At 64.3% G+C, this 17,199-nt stretch carries 14 protein-coding genes; 4 read left to right on the top strand and 10 right to left on the bottom strand.

Annotated elements, in window-relative coordinates; genetic code table 11:
• Positions 1–21: 21 nt before the first annotated feature.
• A complete protein-coding gene (locus ACIPY3_RS07295) occupies positions 22–1,485 on the bottom strand; it encodes a replication-associated recombination protein A (protein WP_400331953.1) in 1,464 nt (487 codons plus the stop codon).
• A gap of 41 nt (positions 1,486–1,526) precedes the next feature.
• On the opposite strand from ACIPY3_RS07295, the gene ACIPY3_RS07290 reads away from it, so the two are divergent.
• Positions 1,527–2,207 carry an acVLRF1 family peptidyl-tRNA hydrolase gene (locus tag ACIPY3_RS07290; protein WP_400331950.1) on the top strand — a complete coding sequence of 227 codons (681 nt, stop codon included), beginning with the start codon at positions 1,527–1,529 and terminating at the stop codon, positions 2,205–2,207.
• A gap of 3 nt (positions 2,208–2,210) precedes the next feature.
• Here ACIPY3_RS07290 and ACIPY3_RS07285 read toward each other — a convergent pair whose 3' ends face one another.
• From ACIPY3_RS07285 to hisS, 3 genes are all read right to left on the bottom strand, one after another.
• Positions 2,211–2,987 carry a GNAT family N-acetyltransferase gene (locus ACIPY3_RS07285; RefSeq protein WP_400331947.1) on the bottom strand — a complete coding sequence of 259 codons (777 nt, stop codon included), beginning with the start codon at positions 2,985–2,987 and terminating at the stop codon, positions 2,211–2,213.
• Between the two features lie 74 nt (positions 2,988–3,061).
• Entirely contained in the window at positions 3,062–4,855 is a 1,794-nt protein-coding gene (gene aspS / locus ACIPY3_RS07280) for an aspartate--tRNA ligase (protein ID WP_400331944.1), read from the bottom strand.
• 94 nt (positions 4,856–4,949) lie between these two features.
• A complete protein-coding gene (gene hisS / locus ACIPY3_RS07275) occupies positions 4,950–6,296 on the bottom strand; it encodes a histidine--tRNA ligase (protein ID WP_400331941.1) in 1,347 nt (448 codons plus the stop codon).
• Between the two features lie 207 nt (positions 6,297–6,503).
• Here hisS and ACIPY3_RS07270 point away from each other — a divergent pair, with 207 nt between their 5' ends.
• From ACIPY3_RS07270 to ACIPY3_RS07260, 3 genes are all read left to right on the top strand, one after another.
• Entirely contained in the window at positions 6,504–7,298 is a 795-nt protein-coding gene (locus ACIPY3_RS07270) for a peptidylprolyl isomerase (protein ID WP_400331938.1), read from the top strand.
• 67 nt (positions 7,299–7,365) lie between these two features.
• Complete coding sequence (locus ACIPY3_RS07265; protein WP_400331935.1) at positions 7,366–8,841, top strand: DUF349 domain-containing protein; 1,476 nt, start codon at positions 7,366–7,368, stop codon at positions 8,839–8,841.
• A 93-nt stretch (positions 8,842–8,934) separates the two neighbouring features.
• Entirely contained in the window at positions 8,935–9,534 is a 600-nt protein-coding gene (locus tag ACIPY3_RS07260; RefSeq protein WP_400331932.1) for a hypothetical protein, read from the top strand.
• Here ACIPY3_RS07260 and ACIPY3_RS07255 read toward each other — a convergent pair.
• The 6 genes from ACIPY3_RS07255 to ruvA all read right to left on the bottom strand — a co-directional run bounded on the left by ACIPY3_RS07255 (position 9,531) and on the right by ruvA (position 17,139).
• Entirely contained in the window at positions 9,531–11,921 is a 2,391-nt protein-coding gene (locus ACIPY3_RS07255) for a RelA/SpoT family protein (RefSeq protein WP_397321945.1), read from the bottom strand. The two genes, ACIPY3_RS07260 and ACIPY3_RS07255, sit on opposite strands and share 4 nt — an antisense overlap.
• 153 nt (positions 11,922–12,074) lie before the next feature.
• Positions 12,075–13,073, bottom strand: a complete 999-nt coding sequence (gene secF, locus ACIPY3_RS07250) for a protein translocase subunit SecF (protein ID WP_400331930.1) — start codon at positions 13,071–13,073, stop codon at positions 12,075–12,077.
• Positions 13,073–14,824 (bottom strand): protein translocase subunit SecD, encoded by a 1,752-nt coding sequence (gene secD, locus ACIPY3_RS07245; RefSeq protein WP_400331927.1) that lies wholly within the window; start codon positions 14,822–14,824, stop codon positions 13,073–13,075. Before secD ends, secF begins: the two co-directional genes overlap by 1 nt.
• 115 nt (positions 14,825–14,939) lie before the next feature.
• A complete protein-coding gene (gene yajC / locus ACIPY3_RS07240; protein WP_400331923.1) occupies positions 14,940–15,323 on the bottom strand; it encodes a preprotein translocase subunit YajC in 384 nt (127 codons plus the stop codon).
• Positions 15,324–15,425: 102 nt separating this feature from the next.
• Positions 15,426–16,502, bottom strand: coding sequence for a Holliday junction branch migration DNA helicase RuvB (ruvB, locus tag ACIPY3_RS07235; protein ID WP_400331920.1), 1,077 nt, complete (start codon positions 16,500–16,502; stop codon positions 15,426–15,428).
• Positions 16,495–17,139: a Holliday junction branch migration protein RuvA gene (gene ruvA / locus ACIPY3_RS07230; protein WP_400331917.1), complete on the bottom strand. Its 645-nt coding sequence runs from the start codon at positions 17,137–17,139 to the stop codon at positions 16,495–16,497. The genes ruvB and ruvA overlap by 8 nt, the downstream gene beginning before the upstream one ends.
• Positions 17,140–17,199 lie beyond the last annotated feature (60 nt).

Raw genomic sequence — 17,199 nt, 5'->3', positions numbered from 1 at the left:
CACACCGTGGTGCTACGGAAGCTACTGGCCGCGGATGATCTTGCGCAGCCGTTCGAGCCTCGGGGCAATGTCCCTTTCCGCGCCGTTGGTGGTGGGCACGTAGTAGTCCTTGCCCACCAGGTCGTCGGGGGGATACTGCTGGGTGGCCACGCCATGCGGCTCGTCGTGGGCGTACGTGTAGCTCTGGCCGTGGCCGAGCTGCTTGGCCCCGGGATAGTGGGCGTCACGCAGGTGCATCGGTATGCCCCCGCCGTATCCTGCACGGACGTCGGCGATGGCCTTGTTGATGCCCATGTAGGCAGCATTGGATTTCGGCGCGGTCGCAAGATGGACCACTGCTTCAGCGAGGATGATCCGCCCTTCCGGCATGCCGATCAGCTGGACCGCCTGTGCTGCGGCCACGGCCGTCTGGAGCGCGGTGGGATCAGCCATGCCAATGTCCTCGGCAGCGGAGATCACAATGCGGCGCGCCACGAAGCGCGGGTCTTCCCCCGCCTCGAGCATCCGCGCGAGGTAGTGCAGGGAAGCGTCCACGTCCGAACCCCTGATGGACTTGATGAAGGCACTCGCCACGTCGTAGTGCTGGTCGCCGGCCCGGTCATACCGGACGGCTGCCGCATCCACGGCGCGTTCCGTGTGGCGCAATTCCACGGGTACCGGCGCGTCCGGTGCGCCGTCGTCGGCAAGGCCCGGCTCGCCGTCGTGCGTTTCTTCGCCTTCGACGGCGGCGCTGTCACCGAAAGCGACACCTGCGGCAGCTTCCAGCGCGGTCAGTGCCCGCCGCGCGTCCCCACCCGACAAGCGCACCAGGTGCTCCAAGGCTTCCTGGCTGAGCTCCACCCGCCCGCCGAGTCCACGCGCATCCAGGACCGCCCGCTGCAGCAGCCCCGAAATGTCCTCATCGGTCAGTGGCTTGAGCGTCAGCAGCAACGAGCGCGACAGCAAGGGCGACACCACGGAGAAGGAGGGATTCTCCGTCGTGGCCGCCACCAGCACCACCCACCGGTTTTCGACACCGGGAAGCAGGGCATCCTGTTGGGCCTTGTTGAACCGGTGGATCTCGTCCAGGAACAGGACCGTGGTCTTCTTGTAGAGGTCCCGGGCAGTCAGGGCCTCATCCATCACCCGCCGCACGTCCTTCACGCCCGCCGTAATGGCGGACAACTCCACGAACTTCCGGCCCGGTCCCTTGGCAATCACATGCGCGAGAGTCGTCTTGCCGGTACCCGGCGGACCCCACAGGATTACCGAGCTCGGCCCCGCAGGACCGGCTGCCTCCGCCCCCGCCGCCAACTGCCGCAGTGGTGAGCCTTGGCCAAGGAGGTGTTGTTGTCCCACCACGTCATCCAGGGTCCGGGGACGCATGCGGACCGCCAACGGGCTGCGCTGCGAAGCCATCCACCCCGCATCGGAGACTCCCCCGGCCGCAGGCACATCCTCCGACTCGTCATCGTCGACTGCACCGGCACCAAAGAGATCTTCCACATGGATAGGCTACTCATAGTTCCAGCAAAGGAGACATTGACGTGGACCGGCCCGTAACCAGCCCGCACCACCAAGGACCCCGCGCCGCCAGCCGGACGGCCTTGGTTCCTGCCGCGCGGCTCAAGGGCTGGGTGGATCGTTTTGCAGCGGGCCACGGGGCGGTGGCCGAGGATTTCGACGGCGACGCCCTGGTCCTGCGCGCGACCGACGGCACCACGGCTGCGCTCAGGCCGCCATGGCCGATCGACGGGCGGCCGGGGCGCGGCGCCACTGAACTGGAGCGCCTGGCCTCCCTGGCTGCCCAGGAACGCGGGCTGGGGCTTGTCCTGGTGCGACGTGGCGGCTTTGCCATTGCCGCAGCCAGCGGCGGCAAGATCCTCGCGTCGAAGAGCGGCAACCGCTATGTCCAGTCCCGGACATCGGCAGGAGGGCAGTCACAACAAAGGTTTGCCAGGCGGCGATCCAACCAGGCAGACGCTTTGGTGGAGACTGCAGCCGATCATGTGGGCCGGATCTTTGGTTCGCACCTGATCGAATACATCGTCCCCGGAGGGGACCGCGCCCTGGTGGAGCAAGTCCTTAAGGCCCCGGTCGCGCAGGCCTGGGCCCAACGGACCCGGCTGGCCTTCCTCGATGTTCAGGAACCGAAGACGGCCATCCTGCCCAAAGCTGCTTCCGATGCATGTTCCATCCGCATCACCGTCACCGACCCGCCAGGCTGATTTCTAGCAGCCTGACCTTCCCCGCTGCAGCGGTGCCTGCCGATACAAATAGCTGCCGTAGTCCCTGAAGCCTGCCAGTCGGTACAGGCTCTGCGCACCATGATTTGCCGCTGTGACCAGCAGCCAGAATCCCTTGAGGTCCTCCTTCGCGCCCTGGCCCAGCAGGGCGTTCAGCACTAGCGTCCCGTAGCCCCGCCTGCGGTGCGCTTCCGACGTCGCCATGCCATAAATGCCACCCCAGCCACCCGCCAAAGCAAGACGCCCGACGGCGGCCGGCTGGCCGGCGTCGTCCCTCACGAGGGCGTAGACGGAAGGACAGCCGGTCAGGATCCTGCGCGCGACCTCCAGTTCAGGTTCACCGCCGCGGCCGTCCACCGACCACCACAGCCTCAGCCATTCCTCCGATGGGCAACGCGACAACTCCACGCGGCCGTCACCGCACGCCGGCAGGCCCGACGTGCCGCGCACCATGATCTGCGTGGCGGACTGCCGGGTGAAGCGCAAGCCATCCAGGACGTCATTGAGGCCCGCGCTGCGGGCGTCGTCGAACACCTGGAAGATCAGCGGGAGGCGGCGGCGACGGTACCACTCGGAGGCATCACGGACGGCCGCGGCCAGCGCCGCGCCGTCCGCGCCAGCGGACAATCCGCGTGGCCACACTGAATTGGCCCGCTGCGTCACGCCCTCAGACGCCCTCAGCACCCAAGCACCAGATTCTTCCCGGTCCAAGGACGGCCAGGCCTCGTCCATGAGGGCTTCGATCGAGGACTGGTCCAGCATGAAGGGGGCCACCTTTCACTGACGGCGGGAACGGCAAAGGCTCCCCGCGGACGGGGAGCCTTCGAAGGGGAACTTTACTCGGACTTGGTCTCCGGCTTTGCGGCGGGCTTGGCCTCCGGCTTGAAGTCCACTCCGGCTTCCTTGCGCTGCTGCGCCGTGATCGGAGCAGGCGCTGCGGTCAGCGGGTCAAAGCCGTTGCCGGTCTTGGGGAAGGCGATGACGTCGCGGATGGACTCGACGCCGGCCAGCAGGGCCACCACGCGGTCCCAGCCAAGGGCGATGCCGCCGTGCGGAGGGGCGCCGTACTTGAAGCCCTCGAGCAGGAAGCCGAACTTGGTCTCGGCATCTTCCTTGTCCAGGCCCATCAGCTTGAACACGCGCTCCTGGACATCGGCCTGGTGGATGCGGATGGAACCGCCACCGATCTCATTGCCGTTGCACACAATGTCGTAGGCGTAGGACAACGCCGATTCCGGATCCTGGTCGAAGGTGTCCAGGAACTCAGGCTTGGGCGAGGTGAACGCGTGGTGCACAGCCGTCCACTGGCCGGCGCCAACCGCGACATCCCCGGACGCCACAGCCGCGGCAGCAGGCTCAAACATGGGAGCGTCAACAATCCAGACAAACGCCCAGTCGTTCGGGTCGATCAGGCCGGTACGGTGGCCGATCTCCACGCGGGCTGCGCCGAGCAGTGCACGCGAAGCGGACTTCTCGCCCGCTGCGAAGAAAATGCAGTCCCCCGGCTTGGCGCCCACGGCATTCGCCAGGCCTGCGCGTTCCTGCTCGGTGAGGTTCTTGGCAACGGGACCGGCCAACTCGCTGTCTTCCTTGAAGAGGACGTAAGCCAGTCCCTTGGCCCCGCGCTGCTTGGCCCATTCCTGCCAGGCATCCAGGGCGCGGCGGGCTTGGGACGCACCACCGGGCATGACCACGGCGCCCACGTAAGGAGCCTTGAACACACCGAAGTTGGTGTCCTTGAAGAATTCCGTCAGCTCGGTCAGCTCAAGGCCGAAGCGCAGGTCCGGCTTGTCCGAACCGTACCGGGCCATGGCGTCGAGGTAGGTCATGCGGCGGATGGGCGTGGGGACTTCGACGTCGATCAGCTGCCAGAGTGCCTTGACGATGCCTTCGCCCAGGTCGATGATGTCGTCCTGGTCCACGAAGCTGGCTTCGATGTCCAGCTGGGTGAACTCAGGCTGGCGGTCCGCGCGGAAGTCTTCATCGCGGTAGCAACGGGCGATCTGGTAGTACTTCTCGAAGCCGCCCACCTGGAGGAGCTGCTTGAAAAGCTGCGGTGACTGCGGCAGGGCGTACCAGGAACCCGGGGCCAGGCGTGCCGGCACCACGAAGTCGCGGGCGCCTTCCGGCGTCGAACGCGTCAGCGTGGGCGTTTCGATCTCGACGTAACCACGCTGGTGCAGCAGTTCACGGGCTACGCGGTTGGCCTCAGAGCGGAGGCGGAGGTTGCGGGCCGGGCCCGGGCGGCGGAGGTCCAAGTAGCGGTGCTTGAGGCGTGCCTCCTCGCCAACTTCCACGTGCTCGTCAATTTGGAACGGCAAAGGATCGGAGGTGTTGAGAATCACCACTTTGTCCGCGATGACCTCAATGTCGCCGGTGGCCAGGGCGGGGTTCTCGTTGCCTTCGGGACGCTTGTTAACGGTACCGGTCACCTGCAGGACGTATTCGTTGCGCAGGCCGTGGAAGACCTCCTCCTCGCGGACAACCACCTGGGCGACACCGGAGGCATCACGCAGGTCAACGAATGCCACGCCACCGTGATCGCGGCGGCGGCCTACCCAGCCGGCCAGGGTAACGGTTTGTCCAATGTGCTCGGAACGGAGTGATCCGAGGTCATGTGTGCGCAGCACAGCATTCCTTTCAGCATGAATTTTGAGGGATGTCCGCAAGGACGATCCCGTCCGAGTTTACCCGCCCCGGTTGCGGCCCCCGCTACGGGGGAAGTCAGGCGGTGGTGACCCGGACGTACAGGTCCTCGTCCGACGGAGTCCAGGTGGCCGGATCCGCATCCACCTGCTCGCCCGAACGGATGTCCTTGACCTGGTGCTTGCCATCCTCGTCGGTGAACCACACGAACGGAATGCCACGACGGTCCGCGAACTTGATCTGCTTGCCGAACTTTTCGGCCTTCGCGGCGACTTCCGTGGCGATGCCGCGGCTGCGCAACTGCGCAGCGACGTCCTGTGCTGCGGACCAGCTGTCATCGTGGTTCAAGGCAACCAGGACCGCAGTTGGCACGGAACGGGATGCCGTGGCGAACTCCTGGCTCAGGATCCGCGAGACAAGGCGGGTCACGCCAATGGAAAGGCCAACGCCGGGGAACTTGCGGTTGCCCTTGCTGGCCAGGGCGTCGTAACGTCCGCCCGAGCAAATGGAACCCAGCTGCTCGTGGCCAACCAGGACGGTCTCCACCACCGTGCCGGTGTAATAGTCCAGGCCGCGGGCGATGCTGAGGTCTGCGAGCACCTTGCCGGGGGCACGCAGCACTGCTGCCTCAATGACCTGCTCGAGCTCGCTCAGGCCTTCGTCAAGAAGGTCGTCCTTGACACCGAGAGCCTTGACCTGGGCCACGAAGGACGTGTCCTCGGTGCGGATCGTGGCAAGCTGCAACGCCAGGCCGGCCTGCTCGTCCGTGGCCCCTAGCTCGCTCTTGAGCAACTCCGCCACCTTATCGGCACCGATCTTCTCCAGCTTGTCGATGCTGCGCAGCACCCCCGCAGTGTCCGTGAGGCCGATGCCGCGGTAGAAACCTTCCGCCAGCTTGCGGTTGTTCACACGGAGCCGGAACTCCGGAATCGGAAGTGCGCTCAGGGCTTCGGCAATGACCAGGGCGATTTCCACGTCGTAGCGGAACGGCAGCTCACCGTCGCCCACAACGTCAATATCGGCCTGCGTGAATTCCCTGGCACGCCCCTCCTGCGGGCGTTCTCCGCGCCACACCTTTTGGATCTGGTAGCGGCGGAAGGGGAAGGCAAGGTAGCCGGCGTTCTCCACGACGTACCGCGCGAACGGCACCGTCAGGTCGAAGTGCAGTGCAAGCGCGTTCGGATCCGAGCGATCAGCTTTCGCCGGTTCACCGTCGTCATCCTGGAGCCGGCTCAATCCATAGACTTCCTTGTCGATTTCGCCCTTGCGCAGCAGTTGGCCAACCGTTTCCACCGCGCGGGTCTCAATTGATGAGAAACCGTGCAGCTCGAAGGTCTTGCGGAGGGTATCCAGGACATGGAGTTCCACCAACCGCTCCTGGGGAAGCCACTCGGGGAATCCGGACAGGGAGGCGGTACGTGCCATGGTGGAAATGTCTCCTCGAAGAAAGCCGACCCGGAATTCAATGCAGCGACAATAAACATCCAATCAGCGTTTATTGGGCAGGAGTCCAGACGGTCATGCATAAACTATGTGCGGCAGCCAGTTTATGCTTTCCTCGCGTGCACTTCTAATGCAGCATGCCCGGATCCCCTCGGCCGCCCTGGTACACGGACATTAACAGGAGGACTCTTGGCAACGAAGTCGCGCGATGAACGCGAGGCCAGACGACGCATCCGGCAAATGGAAGCCAAGCGTGCCCTGCGGCAGGAACAGGGCAAGCGGCGCAAGCGGGACAATACCCTTGCCATCACCGCAGCCATCGTGGCCTTGGTCCTGGCCGTGGTGCTCCAATTGACGGTGTTCAGCTCCAATCCAACTGAGGAGGAGTATGCAGCGGCCCAGGCCGGGCTCAGTTCACCGTCCGCCTCGCCCGCAGCCAGCAACAGCGCGGACGTTCCCAGTGCGGACACAGCCGCGGGGAAGACCTTCACGGGAGAACTCACCCTGAACAGCGGCGTGGTGGGAGTCCAGATCGATGGAACCACCGCTCCACAGGCTGCTGCCGTCCTCAAGTCGCTTAGCGATTCCGGCTATTACGCTGGTGCCTTCTGCCACCGGTTGACAACCTCGGATACTTTTGGGCTGCTGCAGTGCGGCGCCAAGGCCGAGGACGGTTCCGATGACCCCAACTACCGGTGGGGACCGCTGGAAAACACGCCGGCCGACAACAAATACCCCGCGGGAACCATCGCCGTGGCACGCAGCGGTAACAACGCCTACGGAAACGGCCACCAGTTCTTCATCGTCTACAAGGACACCCTGATCCCTTCGGACTCTGCCGGCGGCTACACCATAGTGGGGAAGGTGACGAGTGGCCTGGATGTGGTCTCCAAGATCGCGGCGGCCGGGCTGAAGGCCGGTGCCGCCAACAACGACGGCGCCCCTGTGGCACCTGTCACGATAGACTCTTTTTCACTGAAGTAACCGACTCCCGGCCCCGGCCTGGGGTGCATGACCTTTAGCAGTCCCTCCAAGCGAAAGACTTTTAGCGGTGACAGACAGTCAGAAATCCGACGAAACAGCAGCAGTGACCAACCAGGAAGCCGTCGAGGCGACCGAGGGCAGCGGCCAGGAAGAGACGCCGGGCGTCGAAACCACGACGCCGGAAGCCAAGCCTGTTGCACCCCGCCCGGCTCCCTCGCCCGCTGCCTTCGCAGCGCGTCCCAAGGCTCCCGCCGCCGTCGTACCTGCCGCGCCGGCAGTGTCCGCAGCGTCCCTCGCCGAAGCCGCCAAGTGGGGCCGCGCCGAAGGCGACGGCCATGTGTTCCTCACCCTGGACGGTGAAGAACTCGCCGTAGGCCAATACCCCGGCGTCAGCCCTGATGAGGCCCTGGGGTACTTCGCCCGGAAGTTCGACGACGTGATCGCCCAGGTGGTGCTCCTGGAACACCGCGTGGAATCCAAGGCACCGGCCACGGACATGCAGAAGACCGTCGCCCATCTGCGGGAACAACTGGCTGAACGGAACATGGTGGGCGATATCCGCTCCGCCGAGGCGCGCCTGGACTCGCTCTCCACCCAGATCGTGGAGCTGGAAAAATCGGAGAAGGCGGCGCACGACGCCGTCCGGGCCAGCGAACTCGCAGCCCGCGAAACGATCGTCGCAGAAGCCGAGTCCATCGCCGGACAGGATCCCGCGCAGATCCAGTGGAAGACCTCGAGCGCCCGCATGAACGAGCTCTTTGAGACCTGGAAGGCGGCGCAGAAGAGCGGCGTCCGCCTGGGACGCAGCAACGAAGACGCACTGTGGAAGCGCTTCCGGTCGGCACGCACGGTCTTCGACCGCCACCGCCGCGCCTACTTCTCGCAGCTGGACAGCAACAACTCGGCAGCGAAGGCCGCCAAGGAGGCACTGATCACCGAGGCCGAGGGACTCTCCTCGTCAACGGACTGGGGCTATGCCGCAGGCGAATACCGCCGGCTCATGGACCAGTGGAAGGCCACTCCCCGCGCCAGCCGCAAAGACGACGACGCGCTCTGGGCCCGGTTCCGTGCAGCGCAGGACGTCTTCTTCAGCAACCGGCAGGCGGCCAACGACCAGATCGACCAGGAGTACACCGCCAACCTGGCTGTCAAGGAAGAGCTGGTGGCCGAGGCCCAGGCCCTCCTGCCGATCAATGACCTGAACGCTGCCAAGAAGGCCCTGCAGTCCATCCGTGACCGGTGGGAGGACGCCGGAAAGGTGCCGCGTGCGGACATGGGACGCATCGAGGCCGGCCTGCGGAAGGTTGAGGACGCTGTCCGGGAAGCCGAAGAAGAGAAGTGGCGCCGGAGCAACCCGGAGACCAAGGCCCGCACCAACAGTGCACTCTCGCAGCTTGAGTCGGCCATCGCCAGCCTCAAGGATGACCTGGAGAAAGCTGAGAAAGCAGGCGACCAGCGACGCATCAAGGCCGCCCGCGAAGCCCTCGAAGCCCGCCAGGCCTGGCTGGACCAGATCCAGCGCTCGGCAAGCGACCTCGCCTAGGATTTTTTCCACGAAGGCAGGCCCCGTCCCGGTTATCCACATAGCCGGGACGGGGCCTGTACTCGTTTTCGGGGTTCGGGAAATGATCGATGGATGGTCTCCGCTGTCACCACCGCGCATCTGCAAGAACCCGTACTTCATGAGCTCTACTCCGCGCCACGCATCTTCACTTGGCCCGAACTCCAGAGCATGGCATCGGATGGCATCCTGTCGCCGCTGTACGGAAAAAGCTACGCAGCGCCCGGATCCGCGGTCACCCCGCGTCTGAGAGCCCGGGCTGCCGCGCTGGCCGTTCCGGAACGCATGCGGACCAAAGTGGTGGCCGGCAGGCTGACGGCGGCATGGATCTATGGCTGTGCCAGGCCACCCAGGAGCCTGACGCTGCTGGTTGACGCCAAGCACCGCATCTCCAGCATCCGCGGTGCCCGTGGCTGCAGCCTGCACGAGGTTCGGCTCGGCCAGTTTGACGTCGTCAGCCTTGGCGGGTTGCTCGTCAGCAGCCCTTTGCGGACCGCAGCGGACATCGCCTTGCACGTCGAAGCCGAGCATGCCCTTCCGGCGTTGTCTTCACTCCTGGAAAAGCCGGACCTTGGAGTCCGGCTCCGCCTGGTAACCCTGGCCGTGCAGGCTGCCCCGCGGGTACCGCACAAGAAGCGCGCCCTCGCCACCTTGGCCCGGTTACAGGATGGTTAGCTTCGGCGGCGGTTGCCCGTGGTCCGGTAGACGTCAAAGACTCCGTCGATGCGGCGTACGGCACTCAGGACGTGATGCAGATACTTCGGATCACCCATCTCGAAGGCAAACTTGGAAATGGCCACCCTGTCGCTGGACGTGTGGACCGATGCCGCAAGGATGTTCACGTGGTTGTCCGAAAGAACCCTGGTGACATCGGAGAGCAGGGACTTGCGGTCCAACGCCTCAACCTGAATCTCCACCAGGAAGACACTCGACTGCGTCGGAGCCCATTCCACTTCCACGATCCGGTCCGGCTGGTCCCGAAGGCCTGCGACATTCGTACAGTCGGTCCTGTGAACCGACACTCCGGAACCCCGGGTCACGAAGCCCAGAATCGGATCCGGCGGGACGGGCGTACAGCACCGGGCAAGCTTGACCCACACATCGCCCACGCCGCGCACAATGACGCCGGAATCGGAGAACTTGGATTTGGCCACCTGCGTCGGAATGCTGACCTCGTCAAGGTCCTCATCAGGCGTCTCATGGCCACCCAGCTGCTCCATGAGCTTTTCCATGACCGACTGTGCAGACGTGTGGCCGTCGCCCACACCCGCGTACAGGCCGGAAATATCCACGTAATGGAAGTCCTCGGCCACGGACGACAAGGCGTCATGGGTCATGAGGCGCTGCAGTGGCAGGTTTTGCTTGCGCATCGCCCGCGTCAGCATGTCCTTGCCGCGGTCAATGGCCTCTTCGCGGCGTTCCTTGCTGAACCATTGGCGGATCTTGTTGCGGGCACGCGCCGACTTGACGAAATGCTGCCAGTCCTGGCTGGGGCCGGCACCTTCTGCCTTGGAGGTGAAGATCTCTACCCAGTCGCCATGGTTCAGTTCGCTGTTGAGGGGTACCAGCTTGCCGTTGACCCGGGCGCCGATGGTGCGGTGTCCCACTTCGGTGTGGACGGCGTAGGCGAAGTCCACGGGCGTGGATCCCGCCGGGAGGGCCATGACTTCGCCCTTGGGCGTGAACACGAACACTTCCCGGGCGTTGATCTCGTAACGCAGCGAATCGAGGAACTCGCCGGGATCGGAAGTTTCCTGCTGCCAGTCAACCAATGACCGCAGCCAACCCATGTCACCGTCACGCGGACTTCCCGGACCAACGGCCGTGCGGTTGGGCTGGTCTTTGTACTTCCAGTGCGCCGCTACACCGTATTCCGCCCGGCGGTGCATCTCGTGGGTCCGGATCTGGATCTCAACGGGCTTGCCGCCAGGGCCGATCACGGTGGTATGCAGTGACTGGTACATGTTGAACTTGGGCATCGCGATGTAGTCCTTGAACCGCCCCGGGAGCGGGTTCCAACGCGAGTGCAGGGTGCCCAGGGCTGCGTAACAGTCCCGGACCGAATCCACCAGGACACGGACGCCCATGAGGTCGTTGATGTCGTCAAAGTCCTTATCCCGGACGATCATCTTCTGGTAGATGGAGTAGTAATGCTTGGGGCGACCGGTGATGGTCGCCTTGATCCGCGCGGTGCGAAGGTCATCGGCAATCTGGTTGCGGATGACGCTGAGGCTCTTCTCACGCTCCGGCGTCCGGTCCCCCACCATCCGCACGATTTCCTCGTACACCTTGGGGTACAGTGCGGCGAAGGACAAGTCCTCGAGCTCCCATTTGATGGTGTTCATGCCCAGGCGGTGGGCCAGCGGAGCAAAGATCTCCAGGGTTTCGCGCGCCTTGCGGGAGGAGGATTCAGCGGACACGAACCGCCAGGTACGGGCGTTGTGGAGCCGGTCCGCCAGCTTGATCATCAGGACACGGATGTCCTTGGCCATGGCCACGACCATCTTGCGGACCGTCTCGGACTGGGCCGCCTCGCCGAAGCTGACCTTGTCCAACTTGGTGACGCCATCCACCAGCATGGCTACTTCCGGCCCAAAGTCCCGCGTCAGATCGGCGAGCGTGTACGGAGTGTCCTCCACAGTGTCATGCAGCAGGGCTGCCGCCAGCGTGGTACCGGTCATGCCGAGCTCCGCCAGAATGGTGGCGACGGCTACGGGATGGGTGATGTACGGATCGCCGCTCTTGCGCTTTTGCCCTTGGTGGCTGCGCTCCGCGACGGCGAAAGCGCGCTGGATGAGGTCGAAGTCCTCTTTGGGGTTGTTGGCCCGGACGGTCCGCAGCAACGGCTCCAGGATGGGCGAGTATGGTGCCACTCCCCTGCCGGTCAGGCGGGCCAGGCGGGAGCGCGTGCGTTCGCGTCGTCCAGGGAAGGTTGGGCGTGGCCCGGGGGCATCAACCGGGACAGCAGCAGTCCGTCCAGCCACGCTTGTTGCTGGAACAGCCACCCCGCTGTGACCGTCTTCCCCGCCCGCCGGTGGTGCCGACGTCGCACGTTCTTCCACAGAAGTACCCCTCACGACCGATTTAATTCTCCCAGTCTATTCCCGGAAGCGAATGCTTCCGCAACCCGGCAGCACATGACGGATGGACCGGCAAGTCAAAGAGCCGGGCGCCTGCACTGAAGCAGGTGCCCGGCTCTTCCGGTGAAAGAGTTCCTAGGCGCTGGGAACAGCGGCCTCGGTACGGCGGTGGGAGACCTTCTTGGCTTGCTTGACGAGCTCCGGCTCGCCTTGGCGCAGCCACGCGTACAGAGGCGCAGCAATGAAGATCGTGGCGGCAGTTCCGATCAGGATACCCACGAACAGGGCCAACGAGAGGTCCCGTAGGGTGCCCGCGCCAAGAAGTCCGGCACCGATGAACAGGATCGCAGCAACCGGAAGAACGGCCACCATCATGGTGTTGATGGAACGGACCAGGGTTTGGTTGACCGCGAGGTTTACCTCTTCGGCGAAAGTCCGGCGGGAAGAGGTCGCGATGTCCGACGTGTTCTCACGGATCTTGTCGAAGACCACCACCGTGTCATACAGCGAGTAGCTAAGGACGGTCAGGAAGCCGATGATGGCCGACGGCGTGACTTCGAAATCGCTCAGGGCGTACACGCCCGCTGTGGTGAACATCGTGACGAGCATGCCCACCAGGGCGGACAGGGACATCTTCCAGGTCCTGAAGTACAGGGCCATGAGGACGGCAGCCAGTCCAACGAAGACCACCAGGCCGATCAGCGCCTGCCGGGTGACATCCTGGCCCCAGGTGGGACCTACGAAGTTGGAGGTGACCTCGTTCTCGGTCACGCCGTAGGCACTGGTGAGGCCATCCTTGATGCGGTTGGTTTCGTCGTCAGTCAACTGGTCCGTCTGGATGCGCATGGTGTTGCCGGCGACATTCGCCACGCGCGGCACGGCTCCCGCGACGACGTCGTGGACGGCCTTCTCGCCCAGGGCGGCGTCGGTGGTCTTCACGTTGGATACCGTGAACTCCGAACCGCCGCGGAACTCGATGCCGAGGTTGAAGCCTCCCTTAAGAACGGGAATCAGGATCGAAAGGACCACTGCGACAGCCGCGATGGTGAACCAGATCTTCTTGGAGTCGACAAAGTTGTACGAACGTTTGCCGGTGTAGAGCTCATAGCCGAAGGTTGCGAAGCTCGTCTTCATTACTTCTCCTCCTTGGTGCCGTTCGAGGTGCCGGTGAGCTGGCCCTTCTCGGCAAGGCGCCGTTCGGCGATGGTCATGCGGCGTTCAGCTTCGGCTGTGGCACCCGCATTCCGGGCGCGAACGTTGACCGGCTTGTCGGCGGGCGTCCGGAGACGGCCCGCGCCACGGTACAGGGGTACTGCTCCCAGCCGGTCAGGAGACAGGCCGGAGAAGCGGTGCCCTTCTCCGAAGAACTTGGTACGCGCCAAGGCCTGCAGCGTGGGGTGGGTGAACATGAAGACCACGATGAGGTCGGCCACGGCCGTGAGGCCCAAGGTAAAGGCAAAGCCACGGACGTTGCCGACGGCCACGAAGTAGAGGACCAAGGCGGCGAGGAGGTTGACGGCCTTCGATGCCAGGACGGTGCGCTTGGCGCGCTTCCAACCGTTCTCGACGGCGGAGACCAGGCCGCGGCCTTCACGGAGCTCGTCGCGGATTCGTTCGAAGTAAACGATGAAGGAGTCAGCCGTCTGGCCGATGGCGACGATCAAACCGGCCACACCGGCCAAGGAGAGACGGTAGTTCTCGGTCCAGCCCAGGATGGCGATGGCCAGGTAGGTCAGCGCACCAGCCACAACCAACGATGCCACCGTTACCAGGCCAAGGGCGCGGTACTGGAACAGCGAGTAGACAACCACCAAGGCAAGGCCAATCAGGCCCGCCAACAGGCCAAGGCGAAGCTGGTCCCCACCGAGGGTGGCCGAGATCTGTTCCTGCGACTGGATCTCGAAGCTGATGGGCAGTGCGCCGTAGCGGAGCTGGTCGGAGAGGGCCTTGGCTGTGGCCTGGGTGAAGTTTCCGGTGATCTGCGGACGGCCATCGGTGATGACGGCCAGGGCGCGTGGAGCCGAGATGACTTTGTCGTCCAGGACAATGGCGAACTGCGACTTGGGGTCGTCACTGCCTTGGGCCTGCGCGGCAACGTAGTACTGGTTGAGGCGTTCGGTAACCTGCTTGAACTTCTCCGTGGCGTCACCGTTGAAGACGATGTTCACGCCCCAGGAGTTGGTCACCGTTCCCTGTGCACCCTGGACCTGGGAGAACGTGGAATCGGCGATGTCCTGGCCCTTGACCTCCACCGGTCCGAGGATGTACTTGATGGCCGGCGTCTTGTCCGTCGCGGCCTCGCACGTCACCAGGGGCTTCGCGGGGTCCGAACGGTCGCGCTTCTCCGTTGAAGGATTGACGCAGTCCAGGGCCTCGAATTCCTTCTGGACCTCGGGGGTGACCCAGTTCGGATCGCTCGCGTTGGTCGGCTCGGCGGTCGGCTTGTTCAGCTGGTCGTCCGGAGTGCGGGATTCGGCGGGGACCGCAGCAGGATCGCCGTAGGTGATGACGGGGCGGAAGTTCATGTCCGCCGAGGCCTGGATGAGGTCGCGGGTTTCCTTGGACGGCGTACCCGGCAGGCTGACCACGACGTTGCGGCCTGACTGCGTACTGATTTCGGCTTCGGCAACACCGGAGCCGTCAACGCGCTGGCGGATGATCGCGACAGCCTGGTTGAGTTGCTCCTCATTGATATCGCTGGCACCCTCCACCTTGGGCGCCAGGATCATCTGGGTTCCACCCTCAAGGTCCAAGGCGAGTTTGGGAGCCCAGCTGGCGTGGCCAGTCAGGACCCCGCCACCGAGGACGGCGGTCAGTACAACGAAAATTGCTCCAAGCCAGGTCAGCACCCTGCGGGCTGAGTTTTTGGGGCCGGTCCGTGCCATTAATCGATCTTCCTGTTATCGCCGGACAGCCGCCGGCCGACGCTGGTAAGCGTCCGCCGGCGGCTTTCCGCTGCCTTAGAAGTTAACGTGCGCGGTGTTACCGCGACTGACAGTGCTAATTGTCCTTCTTGTCCTCTTTGTTGAGGCGCGCGATGGTTTCTTCGGGCGTCTCAGTTGCAGCCGCGCCTTCAGTCTCGGCGACAGTGAGGGAAGAAGCGTCGTCCGGCACAACCGGAGCTTCCTCTTCGGGCTTGTCCACCACCTTGGTGACAGCCTGGCGGTGGACCGTGGCCTCGTTGCCCGGGGAGAGCTCGATGACAACTTTGTTCTCGGCCTCGTCGATGGACACGATGCGGCCAAACAGGCCAAAGCTGGTCATGACGTCAACACCCGGCGCAAACTTCGACTGCATCTCAGCCTGCTGCTGCTGGGTCTTCTTGTTGCGGCGGAACATCATGAAGACAAAGAGGCCAAGCATGACGAACAGCAATATGGTCATTGGATCCACAGGGAAGTTCCGTTCTGTACTTACGTTTTGTTCACGGCAACGTCCTGTGCCGAGCGTCATACCAGTCTAGAGGGAAATTCTGAACGCGGCGTGTTAACCGAGGGTGTCTACGCTCTCAGCGTTGTTTTCGTCCTCGTCAAACAGTGCCAGCTGTTCCTGGCCGAAGACCCCGGCAGGCACCGCATATCCCAAGTGCGTCCAGGCCGCTGCCATGGCGATGCGGCCACGCGGCGTGCGGCCCATCAGCCCTTCCCTGACCAGGTACGGCTCGGCAACGGTTTCCACCGTCTCCGGCTCTTCTCCGACGGCGATGGCCAGTGTGGACAACCCCACGGGCCCACCGTTGAATTTGGTGATCAGGGCTTCCAGGACCGAGCGGTCCAACCGGTCCAGACCTCGCACGTCTACCTCGTACATGTCCAGGGCCGCCGCGGCCGAGCGGGCGTCGATCTGCTCAATGCCGTGTACCAGCGCCCAGTCCCGGACACGCCGGAGCAGGCGGTTGGCAATACGGGGCGTTCCCCGGGACCGGCCGGCAATCTCGGTGAACCCTGCAGAGTTGACCTTCAAATCCAGCAAGCCGGCCGAACGTCGCAGGACCAGCTCAAGCTCGGACACCGAATAGAACTCCAGGTGTCCGGTAAAACCAAACCGGTCGCGGAGCGGGCCGGGCAATAGGCCCGCACGGGTAGTGGCACCCACCAGGGTGAACGGCGGCAATTCCAGCGGGATGGCTGTGGCACCCGCTCCCTTGCCCACCACGATGTCCACGCGGAAGTCTTCCATGGCCATATAAAGCATTTCCTCGGCAGGCCGGGACATGCGGTGGATTTCGTCGAGGAACAACACTTCCCCCTCGGACAACGAGGAGAGGATGGCCGCAAGGTCACCGGCGTGCTGGATGGCCGGGCCGCTGCTGATGCGAAGGGGTGCATTCATTTCTGCGGCAATGATCATGGCCAGGGTGGTTTTGCCGAGGCCAGGAGGGCCGGAGAGCAGCACGTGGTCAGCGCTCCTCCCACGCATGCGGGAAGCTTCCAGCACCAGCGACAACTGCTTCCGGACCCGGTGCTGGCCCACGAAATCGTGCAGGTTCTTGGGCCGGAGCGCGGCTTCAATAACCCGCTCCTCCGGTTCCTCTCCCCCGGCTACGAGGGATTGCTCAGCCACGGCTGCCTACGCGGTTGCCCGCACGGGCGCCGTCCTGCCCCAGCCAACGCAGCGTGGCGCGGAGGATCTGGGCAACGTTGCCGGAGTCCACCAATTCGGGAGAGTCGGCCATGGCTTTGTCGATGCTTCCTGTGGCGTCCTTCTCCGACCAGCCCAGGCTGGTCATGGCTGCAACCACCTGGGGCTTCCATTCGGCACTGATTTGCACGGCGGGGGTGCTTGACGTTCCTGTTCCGTGCGGGACGAGCTTTCCTGCCAACTCCAGGACCAGGCGGCCGGCAACCTTCGGGCCGATGCCCGGCACCTTGGTGAAGGCCTTGGTGTCACCGGTGTGGGCGGCTACCAGGATGGCTTCGGGCTCGTGGACGGCCAGCACGGCCAGCGCCAGCCGGGGACCGATGCCGCTGACGCCCAGGAGGACATCGAAAACCTCACGTTCATCTTCGTCAGCGAATCCGAACAGGGTCAGGGAGTCCTCCCTGACGATCATGGACGTGAAGAGCTTGGCTTCATCGCCCACCTTGAGGTGGCTCAACGTCTGGGGCGTGGCGTAGACGCTCATGCCGGCACCGTTGAGGTCGATCACTGCGGTGGACAAGCCAACGTGGGCAACCGTTCCACGAAGAAAACTGATCAAGACCCGGCTCCTGTAATTATCCGAACATATCTACGAATAGCCTAGCAAGCGCCGCCGGCT

The sequence above is a fragment of the Paenarthrobacter sp. NPDC089714 genome, assembly GCF_044748905.1.
GTDB lineage: Bacteria > Actinomycetota > Actinomycetes > Actinomycetales > Micrococcaceae > Arthrobacter.
Note: the sequence above shows the minus strand (reverse complement) of the source record. Positions and strands in the feature narration are given on the sequence as shown.